The organism is Streptomyces sp. GL_140 (assembly GCF_057834465.1).
Genome location: NZ_CM174404.1, coordinates 6,644,281 through 6,662,000 on the forward strand (window position 1 = coordinate 6,644,281; position 17,720 = coordinate 6,662,000).

At 71.2% G+C, this 17,720-nt stretch carries 13 protein-coding genes; 4 read left to right on the forward strand and 9 right to left on the reverse strand.

The window, feature by feature from the left end:
- Positions 1 to 17: 17 nt before the first annotated feature.
- The 4 genes from AC3IYJ_RS31110 to AC3IYJ_RS31125 all read right to left on the reverse strand — a co-directional run bounded on the left by AC3IYJ_RS31110 (position 18) and on the right by AC3IYJ_RS31125 (position 6,724).
- Entirely contained in the window at positions 18 to 2,012 is a 1,995-nt protein-coding gene (locus AC3IYJ_RS31110) for a hypothetical protein (RefSeq protein WP_489397839.1), read from the reverse strand.
- Positions 2,013 to 2,145: 133 nt separating this feature from the next.
- The gene (locus AC3IYJ_RS31115; RefSeq protein ID WP_489397840.1) at positions 2,146 to 3,213 is read right to left on the reverse strand and encodes a phage baseplate protein; all 1,068 of its coding nucleotides are present in this window, start codon (positions 3,211 to 3,213) and stop codon (positions 2,146 to 2,148) included.
- Positions 3,214 to 3,365: 152 nt separating this feature from the next.
- Entirely contained in the window at positions 3,366 to 5,504 is a 2,139-nt protein-coding gene (locus AC3IYJ_RS31120) for a 3-hydroxyacyl-CoA dehydrogenase NAD-binding domain-containing protein (RefSeq protein ID WP_489397841.1), read from the reverse strand.
- Positions 5,501 to 6,724 (reverse strand): thiolase family protein, encoded by a 1,224-nt coding sequence (locus tag AC3IYJ_RS31125; protein WP_489397842.1) that lies wholly within the window; start codon positions 6,722 to 6,724, stop codon positions 5,501 to 5,503. The genes AC3IYJ_RS31120 and AC3IYJ_RS31125 overlap by 4 nt, the downstream gene beginning before the upstream one ends.
- 329 nt (positions 6,725 to 7,053) lie before the next feature.
- Here AC3IYJ_RS31125 and AC3IYJ_RS31130 point away from each other — a divergent pair, with 329 nt between their 5' ends.
- Positions 7,054 to 8,220, forward strand: coding sequence for an alpha/beta fold hydrolase (locus tag AC3IYJ_RS31130; RefSeq protein WP_489397843.1), 1,167 nt, complete (start codon positions 7,054 to 7,056; stop codon positions 8,218 to 8,220).
- An 87-nt stretch (positions 8,221 to 8,307) separates the two neighbouring features.
- Here AC3IYJ_RS31130 and AC3IYJ_RS31135 read toward each other — a convergent pair whose 3' ends face one another.
- The 3 genes from AC3IYJ_RS31135 to AC3IYJ_RS31145 all read right to left on the reverse strand — a co-directional run bounded on the left by AC3IYJ_RS31135 (position 8,308) and on the right by AC3IYJ_RS31145 (position 11,372).
- A complete protein-coding gene (locus AC3IYJ_RS31135) occupies positions 8,308 to 9,588 on the reverse strand; it encodes an HRDC domain-containing protein (RefSeq protein WP_489397844.1) in 1,281 nt (426 codons plus the stop codon).
- Positions 9,589 to 9,720: 132 nt separating this feature from the next.
- On the reverse strand, positions 9,721 to 10,383 hold the full coding sequence (locus AC3IYJ_RS31140) for a response regulator transcription factor (protein ID WP_214956508.1): 663 nt from the start codon (positions 10,381 to 10,383) through the stop codon (positions 9,721 to 9,723).
- 326 nt (positions 10,384 to 10,709) lie between these two features.
- Entirely contained in the window at positions 10,710 to 11,372 is a 663-nt protein-coding gene (locus tag AC3IYJ_RS31145; RefSeq protein WP_489397845.1) for a DUF3000 domain-containing protein, read from the reverse strand.
- A 91-nt stretch (positions 11,373 to 11,463) separates the two neighbouring features.
- Between AC3IYJ_RS31145 and hemE the strand changes: the two genes are divergently transcribed.
- Entirely contained in the window at positions 11,464 to 12,528 is a 1,065-nt protein-coding gene (gene hemE / locus AC3IYJ_RS31150; RefSeq protein ID WP_489397846.1) for a uroporphyrinogen decarboxylase, read from the forward strand.
- Positions 12,529 to 12,780: 252 nt separating this feature from the next.
- Here the strand turns inward: hemE and AC3IYJ_RS31155 are convergent, their stop codons facing one another.
- Both AC3IYJ_RS31155 and AC3IYJ_RS31160 read right to left on the reverse strand, forming a co-directional pair.
- Entirely contained in the window at positions 12,781 to 14,169 is a 1,389-nt protein-coding gene (locus AC3IYJ_RS31155) for an FAD-dependent oxidoreductase (RefSeq protein ID WP_489397847.1), read from the reverse strand.
- Positions 14,170 to 14,245: 76 nt separating this feature from the next.
- Positions 14,246 to 15,262: a DUF4349 domain-containing protein gene (locus AC3IYJ_RS31160; RefSeq protein WP_489397848.1), complete on the reverse strand. Its 1,017-nt coding sequence runs from the start codon at positions 15,260 to 15,262 to the stop codon at positions 14,246 to 14,248.
- Positions 15,263 to 15,433: 171 nt separating this feature from the next.
- Here AC3IYJ_RS31160 and hemG point away from each other — a divergent pair, with 171 nt between their 5' ends.
- Together hemG and hemQ are read left to right on the forward strand one after the other, a co-directional pair.
- Positions 15,434 to 16,957: a protoporphyrinogen oxidase gene (gene hemG, locus AC3IYJ_RS31165; protein WP_489397849.1), complete on the forward strand. Its 1,524-nt coding sequence runs from the start codon at positions 15,434 to 15,436 to the stop codon at positions 16,955 to 16,957.
- Between the two features lie 4 nt (positions 16,958 to 16,961).
- Positions 16,962 to 17,675, forward strand: a complete 714-nt coding sequence (gene hemQ / locus AC3IYJ_RS31170; RefSeq protein ID WP_489397850.1) for a hydrogen peroxide-dependent heme synthase — start codon at positions 16,962 to 16,964, stop codon at positions 17,673 to 17,675.
- Positions 17,676 to 17,720: the final 45 nt, after the last annotated feature.

The window sequence follows — 17,720 nt, forward strand, 5'->3', positions numbered from 1 at the left end:
GAGTGCGGATCCGCCGGTCAAGCCAGGTGGTGCGCTTCTTCCGGTTCCTCGATGGGGAAGTCGAGGATCCCGCGCCGGTAGAGGTTGCTCGCGGCGGCGTCGAAGCGGACCATCGAGGGCGGGTACTCCTCGCCCAGGAGGTACTCCTTGAGCTGCTCCCGGTAGGGGGCCATGAAGTCCTCGGCCGGCTTCAGCATCGCGTCGATGGCCTGGGTCAGGCCGTCGCAGTCGGCGCCCAGGAGGTACGAGGCGTACGCGGTGCGCTGCTCGTTGCGGAACTCCTGGTCGGGCAGACCGTCGAGGTTGAAGATCGCGTACGGCTTCAGGGTGGCGATGAAGTCGGACACGACGCTCGACATGTCCCCGATGAGCAGGTCGGAATGGTTGAAGCAGTCGTACAGGGCCGGGATCCGCTCGGTCACCACGTGGTGCGCGGCTTCGGGCATCGCGCTCCAGTACAGCGCTCCGGCCTGGTTGCGGCTCCGCCGGATGCGGGCGGTCCGCTCCTCCTCGGTGAGGTCGGGGTACTTGGAGCGGACGCCGCGCTCGGAGAGGTCCGCGATGCGCCGGTCGATCCGGGCCAGCTTCTTGGCGGCGGCCTTGGAGTCGGTGACCTTGCGGCCGAAGCGCCGGGCGTTGTCCTCTTCGAGGAGGGCGATGACGCGCCGGTGCGCGGCGGCGGCCTCGGCGGATCGCGAGCCGGTGAGCGGGTGCGGCTTGTAGATGATCCGGATGTCGAGCTCGTGGTCGAGCAGGGCCTGGATCAGCTTCTCGCCGGCGGGGATGACCGAGGTGTAGCAGGAGTCGTCGGTCCAGCCCTCCCAGGTGGGGGCGTAGATGACGGTGGGCACGGGGTTCGCGGCCTTGCCGGTCCAGCGCTGCAGGGACATCAGCTGGGGGCGGCCGACCTCGACGATCTGGTTGTGCGTGACCGCGTGCTTGATGCGCTCGTAGCGGTCGCGGCCGGCGCGGCCGGCCACCCATATCTCGTCGAAGACCTTGCTGACGCGGTTGCTGCTGGCGAGCTTGTCGCTGTCACCGTGTCCGATGAAGACGTGCTTGACCTCGGCGCGCTGGAGCATGTGCACGTTCTTGCCCGCGTTGCCCGGGTACAGGGCCACCCGCAGTTCGTTCATCTCGATGCGCGCGAGGTTGTCCGCCTTCGGGACGCAGATCACCGGCACGGACGTCGCGTCGAGGTAGCGCAGGGTGGCCCGCTCGCGCAGCACGATGATGGGCCGCAGCTCCAGCGACTCCAGGGACTCCAGCCACATGTTGACCTGGTACATGAAGTCTTTGGAGATGGCGGCGAAGGTGAAGTAGAGCGCGACCTGGGGACGGTAGTGGGCCAGCTGCAGGTTGAGCTCGTCGAGGGCCTCGTCGTGGGTGGGCAGCTTGAGCGCGTTGCGCGCGTCGGGCACCAGCACCAGCAGGGAGAGGTAGGCGAGGAAGACGGTGGCGATCATGCCGTAGGTGACGAAGCGCCAGTTGTCCGTCTCGATGGTGGCGAGGGCACCGCCCACCAGCGGGATGTCCAGGTGCAGGGTCTTGCGCACGTGCTTGTCCACCAGGAACGGGTGCGGCATGCGGCGGATGCCGAGTGCCTCCAGATCCAGTCCGCGGGTGGTGAACGGCAGATCGTTGCGCTGCTTGCGCACGTGCTTGAGGAGCGCGCCGTACGCGAGTTGCAGCACGAAGAGGAGGAGCAGGCCGATGGTCGTCATCTGCGCCACGAACGACTCGATGTCGGCGACGGCCCCGCACAGACCCAGCAGCAGGAACTGCCGGATGAGGAAGCGCATGGTCAGGCCGAAGCGCGAGTCGCGCAGCCGGACCAGGGTCGTCGAGTCGGTGTTGTGGAGCAGCAGGTCGGCGAGGTAGCTGATGGCGGCGCAGTAGGCGAACAGCGTGACGGACGTCAGCGCGACGGCCACCATCATGCCGAGGAAGCTGAGGATGAGCCCAGAGGTGATCAGTACGCCCTTGGCGGCGTGCAGTCTGTTGGAGCCCATCGTTGGGAGCCTCTCCCATGGAGGTATAAGGATTCTGCCGGAGTCGCAGTAGTATAAGCAGCCATATGGACGGCTTAAGAACGCCAGGTGAACCACAGCCCAAGGATTTCGGGGCCGCGCCTTAAGGTTCGCGTCATTGGCCCTGAGGGCTCTGGTCCGTCGGCCTGAAGTGGTACAGCGTCAGCTCTCTGGCGTCCTTGGCCTTTACGGAAAACCCCACGCACAAAGCCGGGCTCGGGCCCGCCGTGCTGACCGCGATTCCCTCCGGCTCCCGGTAGGGAAGATGTCGCGCCACCGTTACGAGACGGCGTCCTTGGGCCTCGCCCGTGCGGACGTCAATTGCGGAGACATAGGTATTCCCGTCCGATTTAGCCGGGTTATCGCCATTCTTGCCGGTATACGGCTCACCGGTCAGTACGTAGACGAAGTCGCCGTGCAGGGCGCAGCCCTGGAACCACTCCTCTTCCCCCACCTGGACGCCGGCCTTGAGCGTGTGCGCGGCCTCGAAGCGGCCGGCCAGGAAGTCGGTCATCCCGTACACCGAGAACCGGTGCTCCTCCCCTTCCTGGTGGCTCACCAGGACCCGGCCGCCCGCCAGGTCGAGCGCGGGGGAGACGTCGGAGGATCCCGGGACCGGGTCGTAGTGGGCCACGGTCGGGTCGCTGCCGTCGAGCAGGGCCCCGTCCCTGAAGAGGACGCGGGCCACCGAGCGGCCGTAGCCGCTCTCGGGGTCGGGCCTGCTCTCCAGCCAGATGAGCGTGGCCTTGCCCACGGGCTCGACGCCGAAGGAAATGCCGTGTCCGAAGCCGCGCAGGTACATGTGGCCGAGCCGCTCCCCGGAACTGCTCATCCGGGTCAGGCACATATCGCCGGCCGTCTTGCGGTCGGCGGAACTGACGGGCTCCTTCTCGCCGTCCAGCTGCAAGCCGGCCTGAATGCCCTGAAGGGTGTAGACCAATCCCTTTGTGTTGTCGAACGCGAACGACTGCGGCCCGGTGGTGTTGAAAAGCGGTGAAGGCGCCAGCAGTTCGGCGGCCGTCCGCATATCGAACATTCCGACGACGGGCGTGGATTCGTCTTTGGGGGGAGCGATCTCGTCACGGAGTTTCCACCCCAGGCTGCCCAGGGCCGTTCCGGCGGCCGCCGTACCACCCGCGAACAGGAGAGTCCGGCGGCTGAAAGGTGCTTTGGTGTCCGCCATGCCGGTATTCTGCCAGCCCTTCGGAGCCGGCCCGGCCCCGGGATCCCCCTGGCGTCCGCGGCCGCGGTGGACCCCCGCAACGACGGACGCCCGCCCCCCGGTGAAGGGGGACGGGCGTCCGGAGCGCGTCGGCGTCACCGCGCGCAAAGACCTCAGACCGGAACGCTGGCCAGGCCCGGGGCCAGGAACTTCTTGCCGTTCACGCGCTCCGAGACACCCTCGCGGTCCAGGTACGGCGTGACGCCGCCCAGGTGGAAGGGCCAGCCGGCGCCCGTGATGAGGCAGAGGTCGATGTCCTGGGCCTCGGCCACGACACCCTCCTCCAGCATCAGGCCGATCTCCTGCGCCACCGCGTCCAGGACACGGTCGCGGACCTGCTCCTCGGTCAGGACGACATCGCCCTGGACGAGGAGGGCGGAGACCTCGGGGTCGAGCTCCGGCTTGAAGCCGTTCTCGGCCTTGTAGACGTAGAAGCCGCGCTTGCCGGCCTTGACGACGGCAGCGAGGTTCGGCGAGACGGTGAAGCGCTCCGGGAAGGCGCGGTTCAGGGTCTCGGAGACGTGCAGACCGATCGCCGGGCCCACGAGCTCCAGCAGCACCAGCGGGGACATCGGCAGGCCGAGCGGCTCGATGGCCTTCTCGGCGGTGACCACCGGGGTGCCCTCGTCGATGACGTTCTGGATCTCGCCCATGAAGCGGGTCAGGATGCGGTTCACGACGAACGCCGGGGCGTCCTTGGTGAGGACCGCGGTCTTCTTCAGCTTGCGCGCGACACCGAAGGCCGTGGCCAGCGAGGCGTCGTCGGTCTGCTCGCCGCGCACGATCTCCAGCAGCGGGAGGATCGCGACCGGGTTGAAGAAGTGGAAGCCGACCACGCGCTCCGGGTGCTGGAGCTTGGAGGCCATCTCCGACACCGACAGCGAGGAGGTGTTGGTGGCGAGGATCGCGTGCGCCGGGGCGACCGCCTCGACCTCCGCGAACACCTTCTGCTTGACCGACATCTCCTCGAACACGGCCTCGATGATGAAGTCCGCGTCCGCGAAGCCCTCGGCCTTGTCCAGGACACCCGTCACCAGGGCGGTCAGGCGGTTGGCCTTGTCCTGGTTGATGCGGCCCTTGCCGAGCAGCTTCTCGATCTCGGCGTGGACGTAGCCCACGCCCTTGTCCACGCGCTCCTGGTCGATGTCGGTGAGGACCACCGGCACCTCCAGGCGGCGCAGGAACAGCAGCGCCAGCTGCGAGGCCATCAGGCCCGCGCCGACGACGCCGACCTTGGTGACCGGGCGGGCCAGCGACTTGTCCGGGGCGCCGGCCGGGCGCTTGGCGCGCTTCTGGACCAGGTTGAAGGCGTAGATGCCGGAGCGCAGCTCGCCGCCCATGATGAGGTCGGCCAGGGCCGCGTCCTCGGCGTCGAAGCCCTTCTGGAGGTCGCCGTCCTTGGCGGCCTCGATGATTTCCAGCGCGCGGTAGGCGGCCGGGGCCGCGCCGTGCACCTTGGAGTCCGCGATGGCGCGGCCGCGGGCGACCGCCGCGTCCCAGCCCTCGCCGCGGTCGATCTCGGGACGGGAGACCTCGGTGGTGCCGTTCAGTACGCCGGCGGTCCACAGGAGAGACTGCTCCAGGAAGTCGGCACCCTCGAACAGTGCGTCGGCGATGCCGAGTTCGAAGACCTGCTTGCCCCGCAGCTGACGGTTCTGGTTCAGCGAGTTCTCGATGATCACCGAGACCGCGCGGTCCGCGCCGATCAGGTTCGGCAGCAGGGCGCAGCCGCCCCAGCCGGGAACCAGGCCGAGGAAGACCTCGGGCAGGGAGAAGGCGGGGATGGCCTTCGAGACGGTGCGGTAGGTGCAGTGCAGACCCACCTCGACACCGCCGCCCATCGCCGCGCCGTTGTAGTACGCGAAGCTGGGGACGGCCAGCGCCGCGAGGCGCTTGAAGACGTCGTGGCCGCCCTTGCCGATGGCGAGCGCCTCGTCGTGCTTCTTCAGCAGCTCGACACCCTTGAGGTCGGCGCCGACCGCGAAGATGAACGGCTTGCCGGTGATGCCCGCGCCGACGATGGAGCCCGCGAGGGCCTCCTGCTCGACCTGGTCGATCGCCGCGTTCAGGTTGGCGAGGGACTGCGGACCGAAGGTGGTCGGCTTGGTGTGGTCCAGGCCGTTGTCCAGCGTGACGAGCGCGAAGCGCCCGGCGCCGAAGGGCAGGTCCAGGTGGCGCACGTGCGCCTGCGTGACGACCTCGTCCGGGAACAGCTCGGCCGCGCCCTTCAGGAGCTCAGTGGTGGTGCTCACTTGGACTCTCCCTCGGTGAAGTGCGGGTTCTCCCAGATGACCGTGGCGCCCATGCCGAAGCCGACGCACATGGTCGTCAGGCCGTAGCGGACCTCGGGCTGCTCCTCGAACTGGCGGGCCAGCTGGGTCATCAGGCGCACGCCCGAGGAGGCGAGCGGGTGGCCGAAGGCGATGGCGCCGCCGTAATGGTTCACGCGGGCGTCGTCATCGGCGATGCCGTAGTGCTCCAGGAAGGCCAGCACCTGCACGGCGAAGGCCTCGTTGACCTCGAAGAGGCCTATGTCCTCGATCGTCAGACCGGCCTGCGCGAGGGCCTTCTCGGTGGCCGGGATCGGGCCGTAGCCCATGACCTCCGGCTCGACACCCGCGAAGGAGTACGCGACCAGGCGCATCTTGACCGGGAGGTTGTTCGCGCGGGCGAAGTCCTCGGAGGCGATGATCGCCGCGGTGGCACCGTCGTTGAGACCGGCGGCGTTGCCCGCGGTGACGTTGCCGTGGACCCGGAACGGGGTCTTGAGGCCCGCCAGGTTCTCCAGGGTGGTGCCCGGACGCATCGGCTCGTCGCTGGTGACCAGGCCCCAGCCGGTCTCGCCGGCCGCGGGGTTGGTGTTGCGCACCGAGATCGGGACCAGGTCGGCCTGGATCTTGCCGTCGGCGTACGCCTTGGCGGCCTTCTCCTGCGAGCGCACGGCGTACTCGTCGGCGCGCAGCTTGGTGATCGTCGGGTACCGGTCGTGCAGGTTCTCGGCGGTCATGCCCATGAACAGGGCGGACTCGTCGACCAGCTTCTCGGAGACGAAGCGCGGGTTGGGGTCCACGCCCTCACCCATGGGGTGGCGGCCCATGTGCTCGACACCGCCGGCGAGGGCGACGTCGTACGCACCGAAGGCCACGCCGCCCGCGACGGCGGTCACGGCGGTGAGCGCACCGGCGCACATGCGGTCGATGGAGTACCCGGGGACGGACTGCGGGAGGCCCGCGAGGATCCCGGCCGTGCGGCCGAGGGTCAGCCCCTGGTCACCGATCTGCGTGGTGGCGGCGATGGCGACCTCGTCGATCTTCGCGGGGTCCAGGTCCGGGTTGCGGCGCAGCAGCTCCCGGATGGCCTTCACTACGAGATCGTCGGCGCGGGTCTCGTTGTAGATGCCCTTCGGGCCCGCCTTGCCGAACGGGGTGCGGACGCCGTCGACGAAGACGACGTCCCTGACGGTACGAGGCACGTTGGCTCTCCTCCAGGTGCGGGTGTGCACTGCTGTGCGGGGGCGTGCCCATTCCTGAGCGCCCGCTCACCCGGCCCATGCTACTTGCCGGTAACCGGCATGCACACCCCCTCCGGGAGGAGCGGCGAAGGTCACACCGGCCCGGCACCGCGTGAGCCCCCTCGCGCCCCGCCGTGCGCCCGGCCGATCGGAGCGCCGGGACACCCCGAAGGGGTCGTCCTCGGCCCTCCGCCCGGCCCGGCTCTGGGCCGGACGTCCCGGAGGCCCCGATCCTTGGCTGCGCCCGGGGCGCCCGCCTCCGGGCAGCCGCCGACGGAACGGAGTCCCGCATGCCCATCAAGACCACCGAACACGCCGTCCCGCACACGTCGACCGTCCCCGCCAACCACAACAAGCCCGTGACGCTCCCCGTCCGTGAGCACGACGGGACTCCGCCGGGCACCCCGGCCGACGAACGCCGCGTCGTCCTGATGCTGCACGGCAGGACCGTGCCGGTCCTGGCCGTGTACGATATCGGCCTCGGTGACTACAGCTGGTCCAGGGTCCTGGCACACGCCGGGTACGACGTGTTCATGATGGATCTCCAGGGGATGGGCCGCTCGCCCCGCCCGGAGATGGAGACCCCGTGCAACGCCAACCCGGCCCAGCACGACCGCGTCCTGCCCCCCAACCTGCCGCTGACCTCGGACTGCGCCCCCTCCTACCCCCACCAGCTGGGCAACTCGCAGAGCGACTGGGACGAGCTCCACCGGGTGGTGGAGTACATCAAGAACCACCACGGTGTGGAAAAGCTGGACCTGATCGGCAACTCCGCCGCCGCGTACGCGCTGGGCCCGTACGCGATCCAGCACAAGGAGAACGTCAGGAGCCTGATGTTCCAGGCCCCCGTGTTCAAGCCCAACGGCCCGGACAGCGCCCCCGGGACCGAGTTCGGCGCGCCGTCCCCGCTGCCGCTGGACACCCCGCCGTACCCGATGGCCCTCGGCAACAAGGCTGGGCTCAAGACGGCCTGGGGGAACGAGCTCAGTCCCAACTGCCCGGCCCAGCAGGCGCCGGGCATCGTGGACACGGTCTGGGAAGCGATCATCGCGAGCGACGACAAGGGCAGCCAATGGGGTAAGCCGCTGGCCGGCGGCGGGACGGAGGGACTGAGCCGCCAGCGCCAGACCTTCTGGTGGGGCTGGAACAAGAAGACCGTGCCGCTCCACGGCACGCTCGGCGGCCCGGTCCCGGTGCTCATCGTGTACGGAGACCTCGACAAGACCGTGACCACCCTGGGCCTGTCGGTCACCGAGCTCTACAAGGCCATCCCGGGCCCGAACAAGCTGATGTTCAAGGTGTCCTGCGCCAGCCACCAGATGCCGTGGGAGGGCCGGCGCACCATCCTGCAGACGATGTCGAAGCAGTGGCTCAAGCACACCAAGGTGTTCGGGAGGGACCAGGGCAGCTTCCACGTGGACGACAACGACGACATCACGCCCCTGCCGGTGCCGTAGGACGCCGCGGTACGCGCAGAGCCCCCGCCGTGGTCGGCGGGGGCTCTCCCGGAATCTTCCTACGGCGGGACTCCGTACGGGCCCGGGCTAGTCGGTCTCGGCCAGGGCCGTGACCAGGGTGTCCGTCACCAGTTCGACCTGCCACGGGCGGGCCCCGTAGCCCGCCAGGGCCTCGGCCACCGCGTCGGCCTCCAGCCGCAGCGGCGGTTCCCAGCACAGCCGGCGGACCGTGTCGGGGGTGATCAGGTTCTCCTGCGGCAGGTTCAGACCCTCCGCGAGGGCCGACACGGCCGTGCGCGCGGCCGCCAGCCGGGCCGCGGCCGCCGGATCCTTGTCCGCCCAGGAGCGCGGCGGCGGAGGACCGGCCGGGGTCGCGCCGGGCTGCGGCAGCTCGTTCTCGGGCAGGGCCTTCGCCCGGTCCACGGCGGCCATCCACTGGTCCAGCTGGCGCCGGCCCATGCGCTGCCCGTAGCCGGGCAGAGCGGAGAGGGCCTGCACGTTCAGCGGCATCGCGAGGGCCGCCTCGACGATCGCCGCATCACCGAGCACCTTGCCCGGTGAGACGTCGCGTCGCTGCGCGATCCGGTCGCGGGACTCCCACAGCTCCCGCACGACGGCCATCTGCCGACGCCGGCGGACCTTGTGCATGCCGGACGTACGGCGCCACGGGTCCTTGCGGGGAGGTGCGGGCGGGGCCGCGGCGATGGCGTCGAACTCCTGGCGGGCCCATTCCAGCTTGCCCTGCCGGTCCAGCTCCTTCTCCAGCGCGTCGCGCAGGTCCACCAACAGCTCCACGTCGAGCGCGGCGTAGCGCAGCCACGGCTCGGGGAGCGGACGGGTGGACCAGTCGACGGCGGAGTGCCCCTTCTCCAGCGTGTAGCCGAGCACGCTCTCGACCATCGCGCCGAGTCCGACCCGCGGGAAGCCGGCGAGGCGGCCGGCCAGCTCGGTGTCGAAGATGGAGGTGGGCGCCATGCCTATTTCGCGCAGGCACGGCAGGTCCTGGGTGGCGGCGTGCAGGATCCACTCGGTGCCGGACAGGGCCTCGCCCAGGGCGGAGAGGTCGGGGCAGCCCACCGGGTCGATCAGCGCGGAGCCCGCGCCTTCGCGGCGGAGCTGTACGAGGTAGGCGCGCTGGCCGTAGCGGTAGCCGGAGGCGCGCTCGGCGTCGACCGCGACGGGGCCGGTGCCCGCGGCGAAGGCCGCGACCACCTCGGCGAGCGCCTCGGCGTCGGCGACCACCGGGGGGATGCCCTCACGCGGTTCTAGCAGGGGAACGGGCAGCCCATCGGACGAAACCTCGTCGTCCGGGGGGCCGCCCCCGGTGGTGGTGCGCAGGTCTGCTGCGGTTTCTTGGGCGTCGGTCACCGGTCAAGGGTATCCGTGGATACGGCGCGCCCGTCGCCGGAACGTTCCGGCGACGGGCGCGAGGGGGAAGTGTGGGCGTTTCCCCGGGTTCTCCAGGTGTTGGCCCGGTGTCCTCCGGGGGTATCGGCGGGGTCAGTGGATGATCCCGGTGCGCAGGGCGACGGCGACCATCCCGGCCCGGTCGCCGGTGCCCAGCTTGCGGGCGATCCGGGCGAGGTGGGACTTGACGGTCAGGGCGGACAGGCCCATCGAAACTCCGATGGCCTTGTTGGACTGGCCCTCCGCGACGAGGCGCAGGACCTCGACCTCGCGGCCGGAGAGCTCTCGGTAGCCGCCCGGGTGGCTCGGGGCACCCGGGGGGCGGCGGTGCATACGGGCGGCGGCGGCGCCGATGGGGGCGGCTCCGGGCCGGGAAGGGAGCCCGATGTTGGTCCGGGTGCCGGTGACGACGTAGCCCTTCACTCCGCCCGCGAGGGCGTTGCGTACGGCGCCGATGTCGTCGGCGGCGGACAGGGCCAGGCCGTTGGGCCACCCGGCGGCACGGGTCTCGGAGAGCAGGGTGAGACCGGAACCGTCGGGCAGGTGTACGTCGGCCACGCAGATGTCGCGCGGGCTGCCGATGCGTGGACGGGCCTCCGCGATGGACGACGCCTCGATCACGTCGCGTACTCCGAGGGCCCACAAATGGCGGGTCACGGTGGAACGCACGCGCGGGTCGGCCACGACGACCATGGCCGTCGGCTTGTTCGGGCGGTAGGCGACCAGGCTTGCGGGCTGCTCGAGAAGAACGGACACCTAGGCCTCCTGGGGGGGAGTGGCGGGACGTCCGGCTCGGGGAAGAGGAGCCGGTGCGAACCGTGCGGATGGTCACTGACTCCTTCGGCACGTCACCCGCCCGGCTTTAGGGAATGATCACGATTTGGTGAGTAACAATTCGGGCAATTCGGACGCGTGATCGATCATAGGGTGATCAGAAGCCCGCAATGGATGCCCCGTTCCGACACTCCGGTGCCGATTTGGTCGCATCTGCGGGGGTGCCCGACTGGGGTGCGGTACGGGATGCCGGGGGCCCGTACGGCCGTGTGCGCACAGCTGTACGGGCTCCGTCGGGTCCTGCGGTACTACCCCTGCGGGTGGTGAGGGCCGCGTCGCTGTGGCAGGGAGACGACACCGGTCACCGCTTCCGTCGGCCCGACCGGCGGCAGACCCGCGATCTGGCACAGCAGTTCGCACCACGCGGCCAGGTGCGCCGAGGTGTCGGGCACCCCGCCCACGCCCTCGCGCGGCGTCCAGGACGCCCTGATTTCGATCTGGGTCGCCGGACGCCGCTCGCCGAGCCCGCCGAAGTAGTGCGAAGCGGCCATGGTCACGGTCCCGCTCGCCTCCCCGTACGTCAGCCCGCGCGCGTCCATCGCCCCCGTCAGCCAGGACCAGCACACCTCAGGGAGGAGCGGGTCCACGGCCATCTCCGGCTCCAGTTCCGCCCGTACGAGCGTCACCAGCCGGAAGGTCCCCTGCCAGGCGTCGTGGCCGGCGGGGTCGTGCAGGAGGATGAGCCGGCCGTCGGCCAGATCCTCCTCCCCGTCCACTACCGCCGCCTCCAGCGCGTAGGCGTGCGGTGCCAGTCTCTGTGGCGGCTTGGTGGGGTCGATCTCGATCCCCGCCCGTAGCCTCGCTTTCTTCAAGCCGTCGACCGCCCGCCGGAACGGGAGCGGGACGGAGCTCTCCTTCGCGCTGTCCGTACCGTCAGCGCCATCTGAAAATCGTCCCTGAGCCGCAGCCATGCGGGGAAGACTAGGCGGAACGAGCGCCCGTACGGCGCAGGGACACCCGCGCCGGGCCGGGCACTTCTTCATACGTGCGAAGATTTGAGTCGTGAGCGCCAACCTCCGCCCCACGGGCACGCCGAGCCAGACCTACGATTCCGCCTTCCTCAAGGCGTGCCGGCGCGAGCCGGTGCCGCACACCCCGGTGTGGTTCATGCGGCAGGCGGGCCGCTCGCTCCCCGAGTACCGCAAGGTCCGCGAGGGCACGCAGATGCTGGAATCCTGCATGCGGCCCGACCTGGTCACCGAGATCACGCTCCAGCCGGTGCGCCGCCACAACGTGGACGCGGCGATCTTCTTCTCCGACATCGTGGTCCCGCTCAAGGCCATCGGCGTCGACCTGGACATCAAGCCGGGCGTCGGCCCGGTCGTCGCCCAGCCGATCCGCCGCCGCGAGGACCTCGCACAGCTGCGCGACCTCACCCCGGAGGACGTCTCGTACGTCACCGAGGCGATCGGCATGCTCACGAGTGAACTGGGCTCCACGCCGTTGATCGGCTTCGCCGGTGCGCCTTTCACCCTCGCGAGCTACCTGGTCGAGGGCGGTCCGTCCAAGAACCACGAGCACACCAAGGCCCTCATGTACGGGGACCCCGAGCTGTGGGCCGACCTGCTGGACCGCCTCGCGGAGATCACCTCCGCCTTCCTGAAGGTCCAGATCGAGGCCGGCGCCTCGGCCGTCCAGCTCTTCGACTCCTGGGTCGGCGCGCTCGCCCCGGCGGACTACCGCCGCTCGGTGATGCCCGCCTCCGCGAAGGTCCTGGAGTCCGTGGCCTCGTACGGGGTCCCGCGCATCCACTTCGGCGTGGGCACCGGCGAGCTCCTCGGCCTGATGGGCGAGGCCGGAGCCGACGTCATGGGCGTCGACTACCGGGTCGCGCTCAACGAGGCCGTGCACCGGGTCGGCCCCGGCAAGGCGCTCCAGGGCAACCTGGACCCGGCGGTCCTCTTCTCCACCCCGGAGGCCGTGGAGGCCAAGACCGACGAGGTCCTCGCCGCGGCGGCCGGCCTGGAGGGCCACATCTTCAACCTGGGCCACGGCGTCCTCCCGACGACGAACCCGGACGCCCTGACCCGCCTGGTGGACTATGTCCACACGCGGACGGCGGTCTAGCGGCCCCCTGCGGCCCGGCTGCTGGGGCTCCGCCCCAGACCCCGCGCCTCAAACTCCCCCAGCTACCGCTGGGAGGGGCCCCCGGGCGGGGCTGGATTTGCCCGGCGGGGCTGGATCTGCCGCGCAGCGGCACATTCCAGCCCGTCCGGCGTTTGAGGACCGGGTCCGGGCAGAGCCCGGCTGGGGGTCCCCCCGGACGGAGTCTGGGGGATGGTGGAAGGGCGGGTAGGGGACAAGCCCCGCAGGGCCCGCCTACACCCCCGCCGCCCGCACCGCGGAGACCGCCTTGCGGGCCGCGACCAGGACCGGGTCCCAGACAGGGGAGAACGGGGGCGCGTAGCCCAGGTCCAGGGACACGACCTGTTCCACCGTCATGCCGGCCGTCAAGGCCACCGCCGCGACGTCCACCCGCTTCGCGGCCCCCGCGCCGCCGACGATCTGGACGCCCAGGAGGCGGCCCGTTCGCCGCTCCGCCAGCATCTTGACCGTCATCTCCTCGGCCCCCGGGTAGTAGCCCGCCGTGTTCGTCGAGCGGATGGTGGCGGTGACGAAGCGCAGTCCGACCGCCAGCGCGTCGCGCTCGCGCAGCCCCGTACGGGCGATCTCCAGGTCGCAGACCTTGCTCACGGCCGTGCCGACCACGCCCGGGAACGTCGCGTAGCCGCCGCCCACGCCCGAGCCGATGACCTGGCCGTGCTTGTTCGCGTGCGTGCCCAGCGCAATGTGCCGCGTACGGCCCGCCACCAGGTCGAGGACCTCCACGCAGTCGCCGCCCGACCAGATGTCCTCGTGCCCCCGCACCCGCATCGAGAGGTCGGTCAGAAGCCCGCCCGAGTCGCCCAGCGGCAGGCCCGCCGCGCGGGCCAGTTCCGTGCGCGGCTCGACGCCGATGCCCAGGACCACCACGTCCGCCGGGTACTCGTCACCGGCCGCCGTGGCCACCGCGCATGCCCGGCCCTCGGGGTCCGTGAGGATCTTCGTCACCTCGGCGCGGGAGACCGTACGGATCCCCATGCCGTTCATCGCGCTGTGCACCAGGCCGCCCATGTCCGGGTCCAGCGTGGACATCGGCTGCTCGCCCCGGTGCAGCACGGTGACCTCGAAGCCCTGCCCCACCAGCGCCTCCGCCATCTCCACGCCGATGTAGCCCGCCCCGACCACCACCGCCCTGCGGCCCCGGACGCGCTCCAGGGTGTCCATCAGGCCCTGCCCGTCGTCCAGGGTCTGCACGCCGTGCACCCCCGCCGCGTCGATGCCGGGCAGCCGGGGCCGGACCGGCCGGGCGCCCGTCGCCAGGACGAGCTTGTCGTACTCCGTCCAGTACTCGGCGCCCGAATCCAGCTCGCGGGCGCGCACCCGCCGACCCGGGAGGTCGAGCTCCACCACCTCCGTGCGGGTGCGCAGGTCGATGTCCCGGTCGCGGTGCTCCTGCGGGGTCCGGGCGATCAGCTCGTCCCGCCCGCCCACCTGCCCGCCGATCCAGTACGGGATCCCGCACGCGGAGTACGAGGTGAAGTGCCCCCGCTCGAACGCGATGATCTCCAGCTCCGCGGGGCCCTTGAGCCGGCGGGCCTGTGACGCGGCGGACATGCCCGCCGCGTCACCCCCGACCACCACCAGTCGCTCCGTGCCCTTCGCCATCGCCCGTACCGCCTTCCCTGCCGCCCGCCGCCCGCCGCTGTGGTTCGCGGGAACCACGCTACGGGGGAACGGGTGTTCAGCCCCGGACGTTCCCCGGAGGGTTCCCCGGCGGGGTCCCGGGAGCGCCGACCTGCGCCGGGACCGTCTTCGGGACCAGGCCGGTCTTCGGCTTCGCCGGCCGCCACTTGCGGTAGCGCCGGAAGCCGAGCAGCAGCGCCCCGCCCGTGATCAGGAACGGCGAGGCCGCGGCGAGCGCCATCAGCAGGATCTGGACCAGCTTCGCGAAGGCGGACCAGCCACCGGACAGCGCGTCCAGGAATCCCGGCTTCGGCTCCGGCTTCTTCGGCGCCGGCTTTGCGCCGGGCTCCGAGAACGTGAGGGTGATCGTGCCGAGCGAGGTCTGGTCCTTCAGCGCCGTCTGCTGCGCCATCAGCGACTCCAGATCGGACTGGCGCTTGCTGAGTTCGGCCTCCAGAGTGACGACGTCGCCGAGCGCCGTGGCCTTCTCCATCATGTCGCGCACCCGGGCCACGCTCGCCTGCTGCGTCTTGACCCGGCTGTCCACGTCCGTGACCTTCTGCGTCACGTCCTGCGCCTCGACCTTGCGGTCGAGCAGTTTCCCGCTGCCCTCCAGCGCGCCGAGCACCGCGTCGAACCGGTCCCCGGGCACCCGCAGGGTCACGGTCGAGGTCACCGCCCCGTCGGCACCGCGTTTGGTGGTCTCGCCGCCCACGTAACCGCCCGCGCCCTCCGCCGCCGTCCGGGCCCCGGCCGTCGCCTTCTGGGCGTCCGCCGTCTCCACGCTCAGGGTCGCCGTGCGGATGATCTGCGCGCGCACGGCCGGGGCCTGCGGCTGGCTCTTGTCCGCGGCGGAAGGGGCCGGTGCGGCCGCGGCGGCCCCGCCGTCCTTCCCCGCGGCGCCCTCCTGCCGCGGAGCCGCCGCCTCTGCGCCCTTGTCCATCGCCTTGCCGCCCCCCGAGGCGGAGCAACCCGTGACGGCGAGCACCCCCGCCAGCGAGAGCGCGGCCAGGGCCGTCGCGGACCGACGGCCGTACCGTCGTGCTCCGCTCCGTCCTGAGTACTGGTTCTGCATCGTCGAGTCCCCCCGGGGAAATGGTCCGCGCCTCCGCTGCCGCGCGGATGTCACGGGTGTGACGTTCACGGTCCCGCCGCGGGTTTCGCACCTACGGTCCCGAGGTGATGCCGAACGGGTCACGGTCGGGCCTCGGTGAACGGCCGATGCACGGTCTGAGACGATGTGTCCATGCACGAAGCGGACACGCGTACGGACGGACGTACCGAGCGGGGGGCCGGCCGGCCCGCCCGGACCGGTCACGCCCTCGTCATCGGCGGCGGCATCGCGGGCCTCGCGGCCGCCCACCGCCTGCTCGCCGACGGGGTCCGCGTCACCCTCCTGGAAGCCGGACCGCACCTCGGCGGCAAGCTGCGCGCGGGCGAACTGGCCGGCCGACCCGTCGACCTCGGCGCCGAATCCGTGCTCGCCCGCCGCCCCGAAGCCCTGGAACTGGCCCGCGCCGTGGGCCTCGGCGAGGCCCTGCAGCCGCCCGCCACCGCCACCGCGCACGTGTGGACCCGCGGCGAGCTGCGGCCGATGCCGCGCGGCCACTTCATGGGCGTCCCCGGCGACCTCGGCCCGCTCGCCGCGTCCGGGGTGCTCTCCGCCGAGGGCCTGGCCCGGATCGAGGCCGAGGCCGGGCTGGCCCCCGTGGAGCTCGGCGAGGACGTGGCCATCGGCGAGTACGTGGCCGCCCGCTTCGGCCACGAGGTCGTCGACCGGCTCGTGGAACCGCTCCTCGGCGGGGTCTACGCGGGCAACGCCTACCGCATCTCGATGCGCGCAGCCGTGCCCCAGCTCTTCGACGCCGCCCGCAGGCACGCCTCACTGGGCGAGGGCGTACGGGAACTGCAGCGCCGGGCGGCCCAGGCGCAGCCCGGAGCGGCCGGGCCGGTGTTCTGCGGCATCGACGGCGGCATCGGGCGACTCCCGCTCGCGGTCGCCGAGGCCTGCCGGGCGGCCGGAGCCCGGATCCTCCTCGACGCCCCCGCGCGCGAGCTGACCCGTACCGCCACCGGCTGGCGGGTCGTCGCCGACACCCCGGACGGGACCGAGGTCATCGAGGCCGACGCGGTGGTCCTCGCCGTCCCGGCCGGGCCGGCCGCCCGGCTGCTGGACCGGCTCGCCCCGGCGGCCGCCACCGAGCTGCGCGGAGCCGAGTACGCCTCCATGGCCCTGGTGACGATGGCGCTGCGCCGTTCCGAGCTGCCGGCCGCGATCTCGGACGGCGGCGCGAGCGGTTTCCTCGTACCCCCGGTGGACGGCCGGACGATCAAGGCGTCCACCTTCTCCAGCAACAAGTGGGCCTGGGCCGGGACCGACCCCGAGCTGTTCCTGCTGCGCACCTCCGTCGGCCGCCACGGCGACGAGGCCGATCTGAAGCGCTCCGACGAGGAACTGGTCGAGGTCTCCCTCTCCGATCTCGGCGCGGTCGTGGGCCTGGCGCCAGCCGTCCGCCCGGTCGCCTCCACCGTCACCCGCTGGGACAGCGGCCTGCCCCAGTACCCCGTCGGCCACCTCGACCGGGTGGCCCGGATCCGCAGCGGCGTGGCGGAGCTGCCGGGCCTCGCGGTGTGCGGTGCGCTCTACGACGGGGTCGGGATCCCGGCGTGCATCGCCAGTGCCGGCAAGGCTGCGGACGTGGTGATCGCCACGTTGGAGGCCGGTTGGGCACCCCTGGCACAGACCACTGATCAGCACACGGGACAATAGACACATGACTGCACCAGAGAAGATTCCCAACGCGGGGAAGAAGGCGAAGGACCTCAACGAGGTCATCCGCTACACCCTGTGGTCCGTCTTCAAGCTGAAGGACGTTCTGCCCGAGGACCGCCGCGGCTATGCCGACGAGGTCCAGGAACTGTTCGACCAGCTGGGCGCCAAGGACATCACCGTCCGCGGCACCTATGACGTCTCCGGCCTGCGCGCCGACGCCGACGTCATGATCTGGTGGCACGCGGAGACCTCCGACGAGCTGCAGACCGCGTACAACCTGTTCCGCCGCACCAAGCTGGGCCGTGCCCTGGAGCCGGTGTGGTCGAACATGGCCCTGCACCGCCCGGCCGAGTTCAACAAGTCGCACATCCCGGCCTTCCTGGCCGACGAGACCCCGCGCGACTACGTCAGCGTCTACCCCTTCGTGCGCAGCTACGACTGGTACCTGCTGCCCGACGAGGACCGTCGCCGCATGCTCAAGGACCACGGTCTGATGGCCCGCGGCTACCCGGACGTGCGCGCCAACACCGTCGCCTCCTTCTCGCTGGGCGACTACGAGTGGCTGCTGGCCTTCGAGGCCGACGAGCTGTACCGCATCGTCGACCTGATGCGCCACCTGCGCGCCTCCGAGGCCCGGATGCACGTCCGTGAAGAGGTGCCCTTCTACACCGGGCGCCGCAAGTCCGTCGCCGATCTGGTGGCCGGACTCGCCTGAGACCTCCCCTGGGGGGAAGGACCGGCGGACCGCTGACCGTGGACC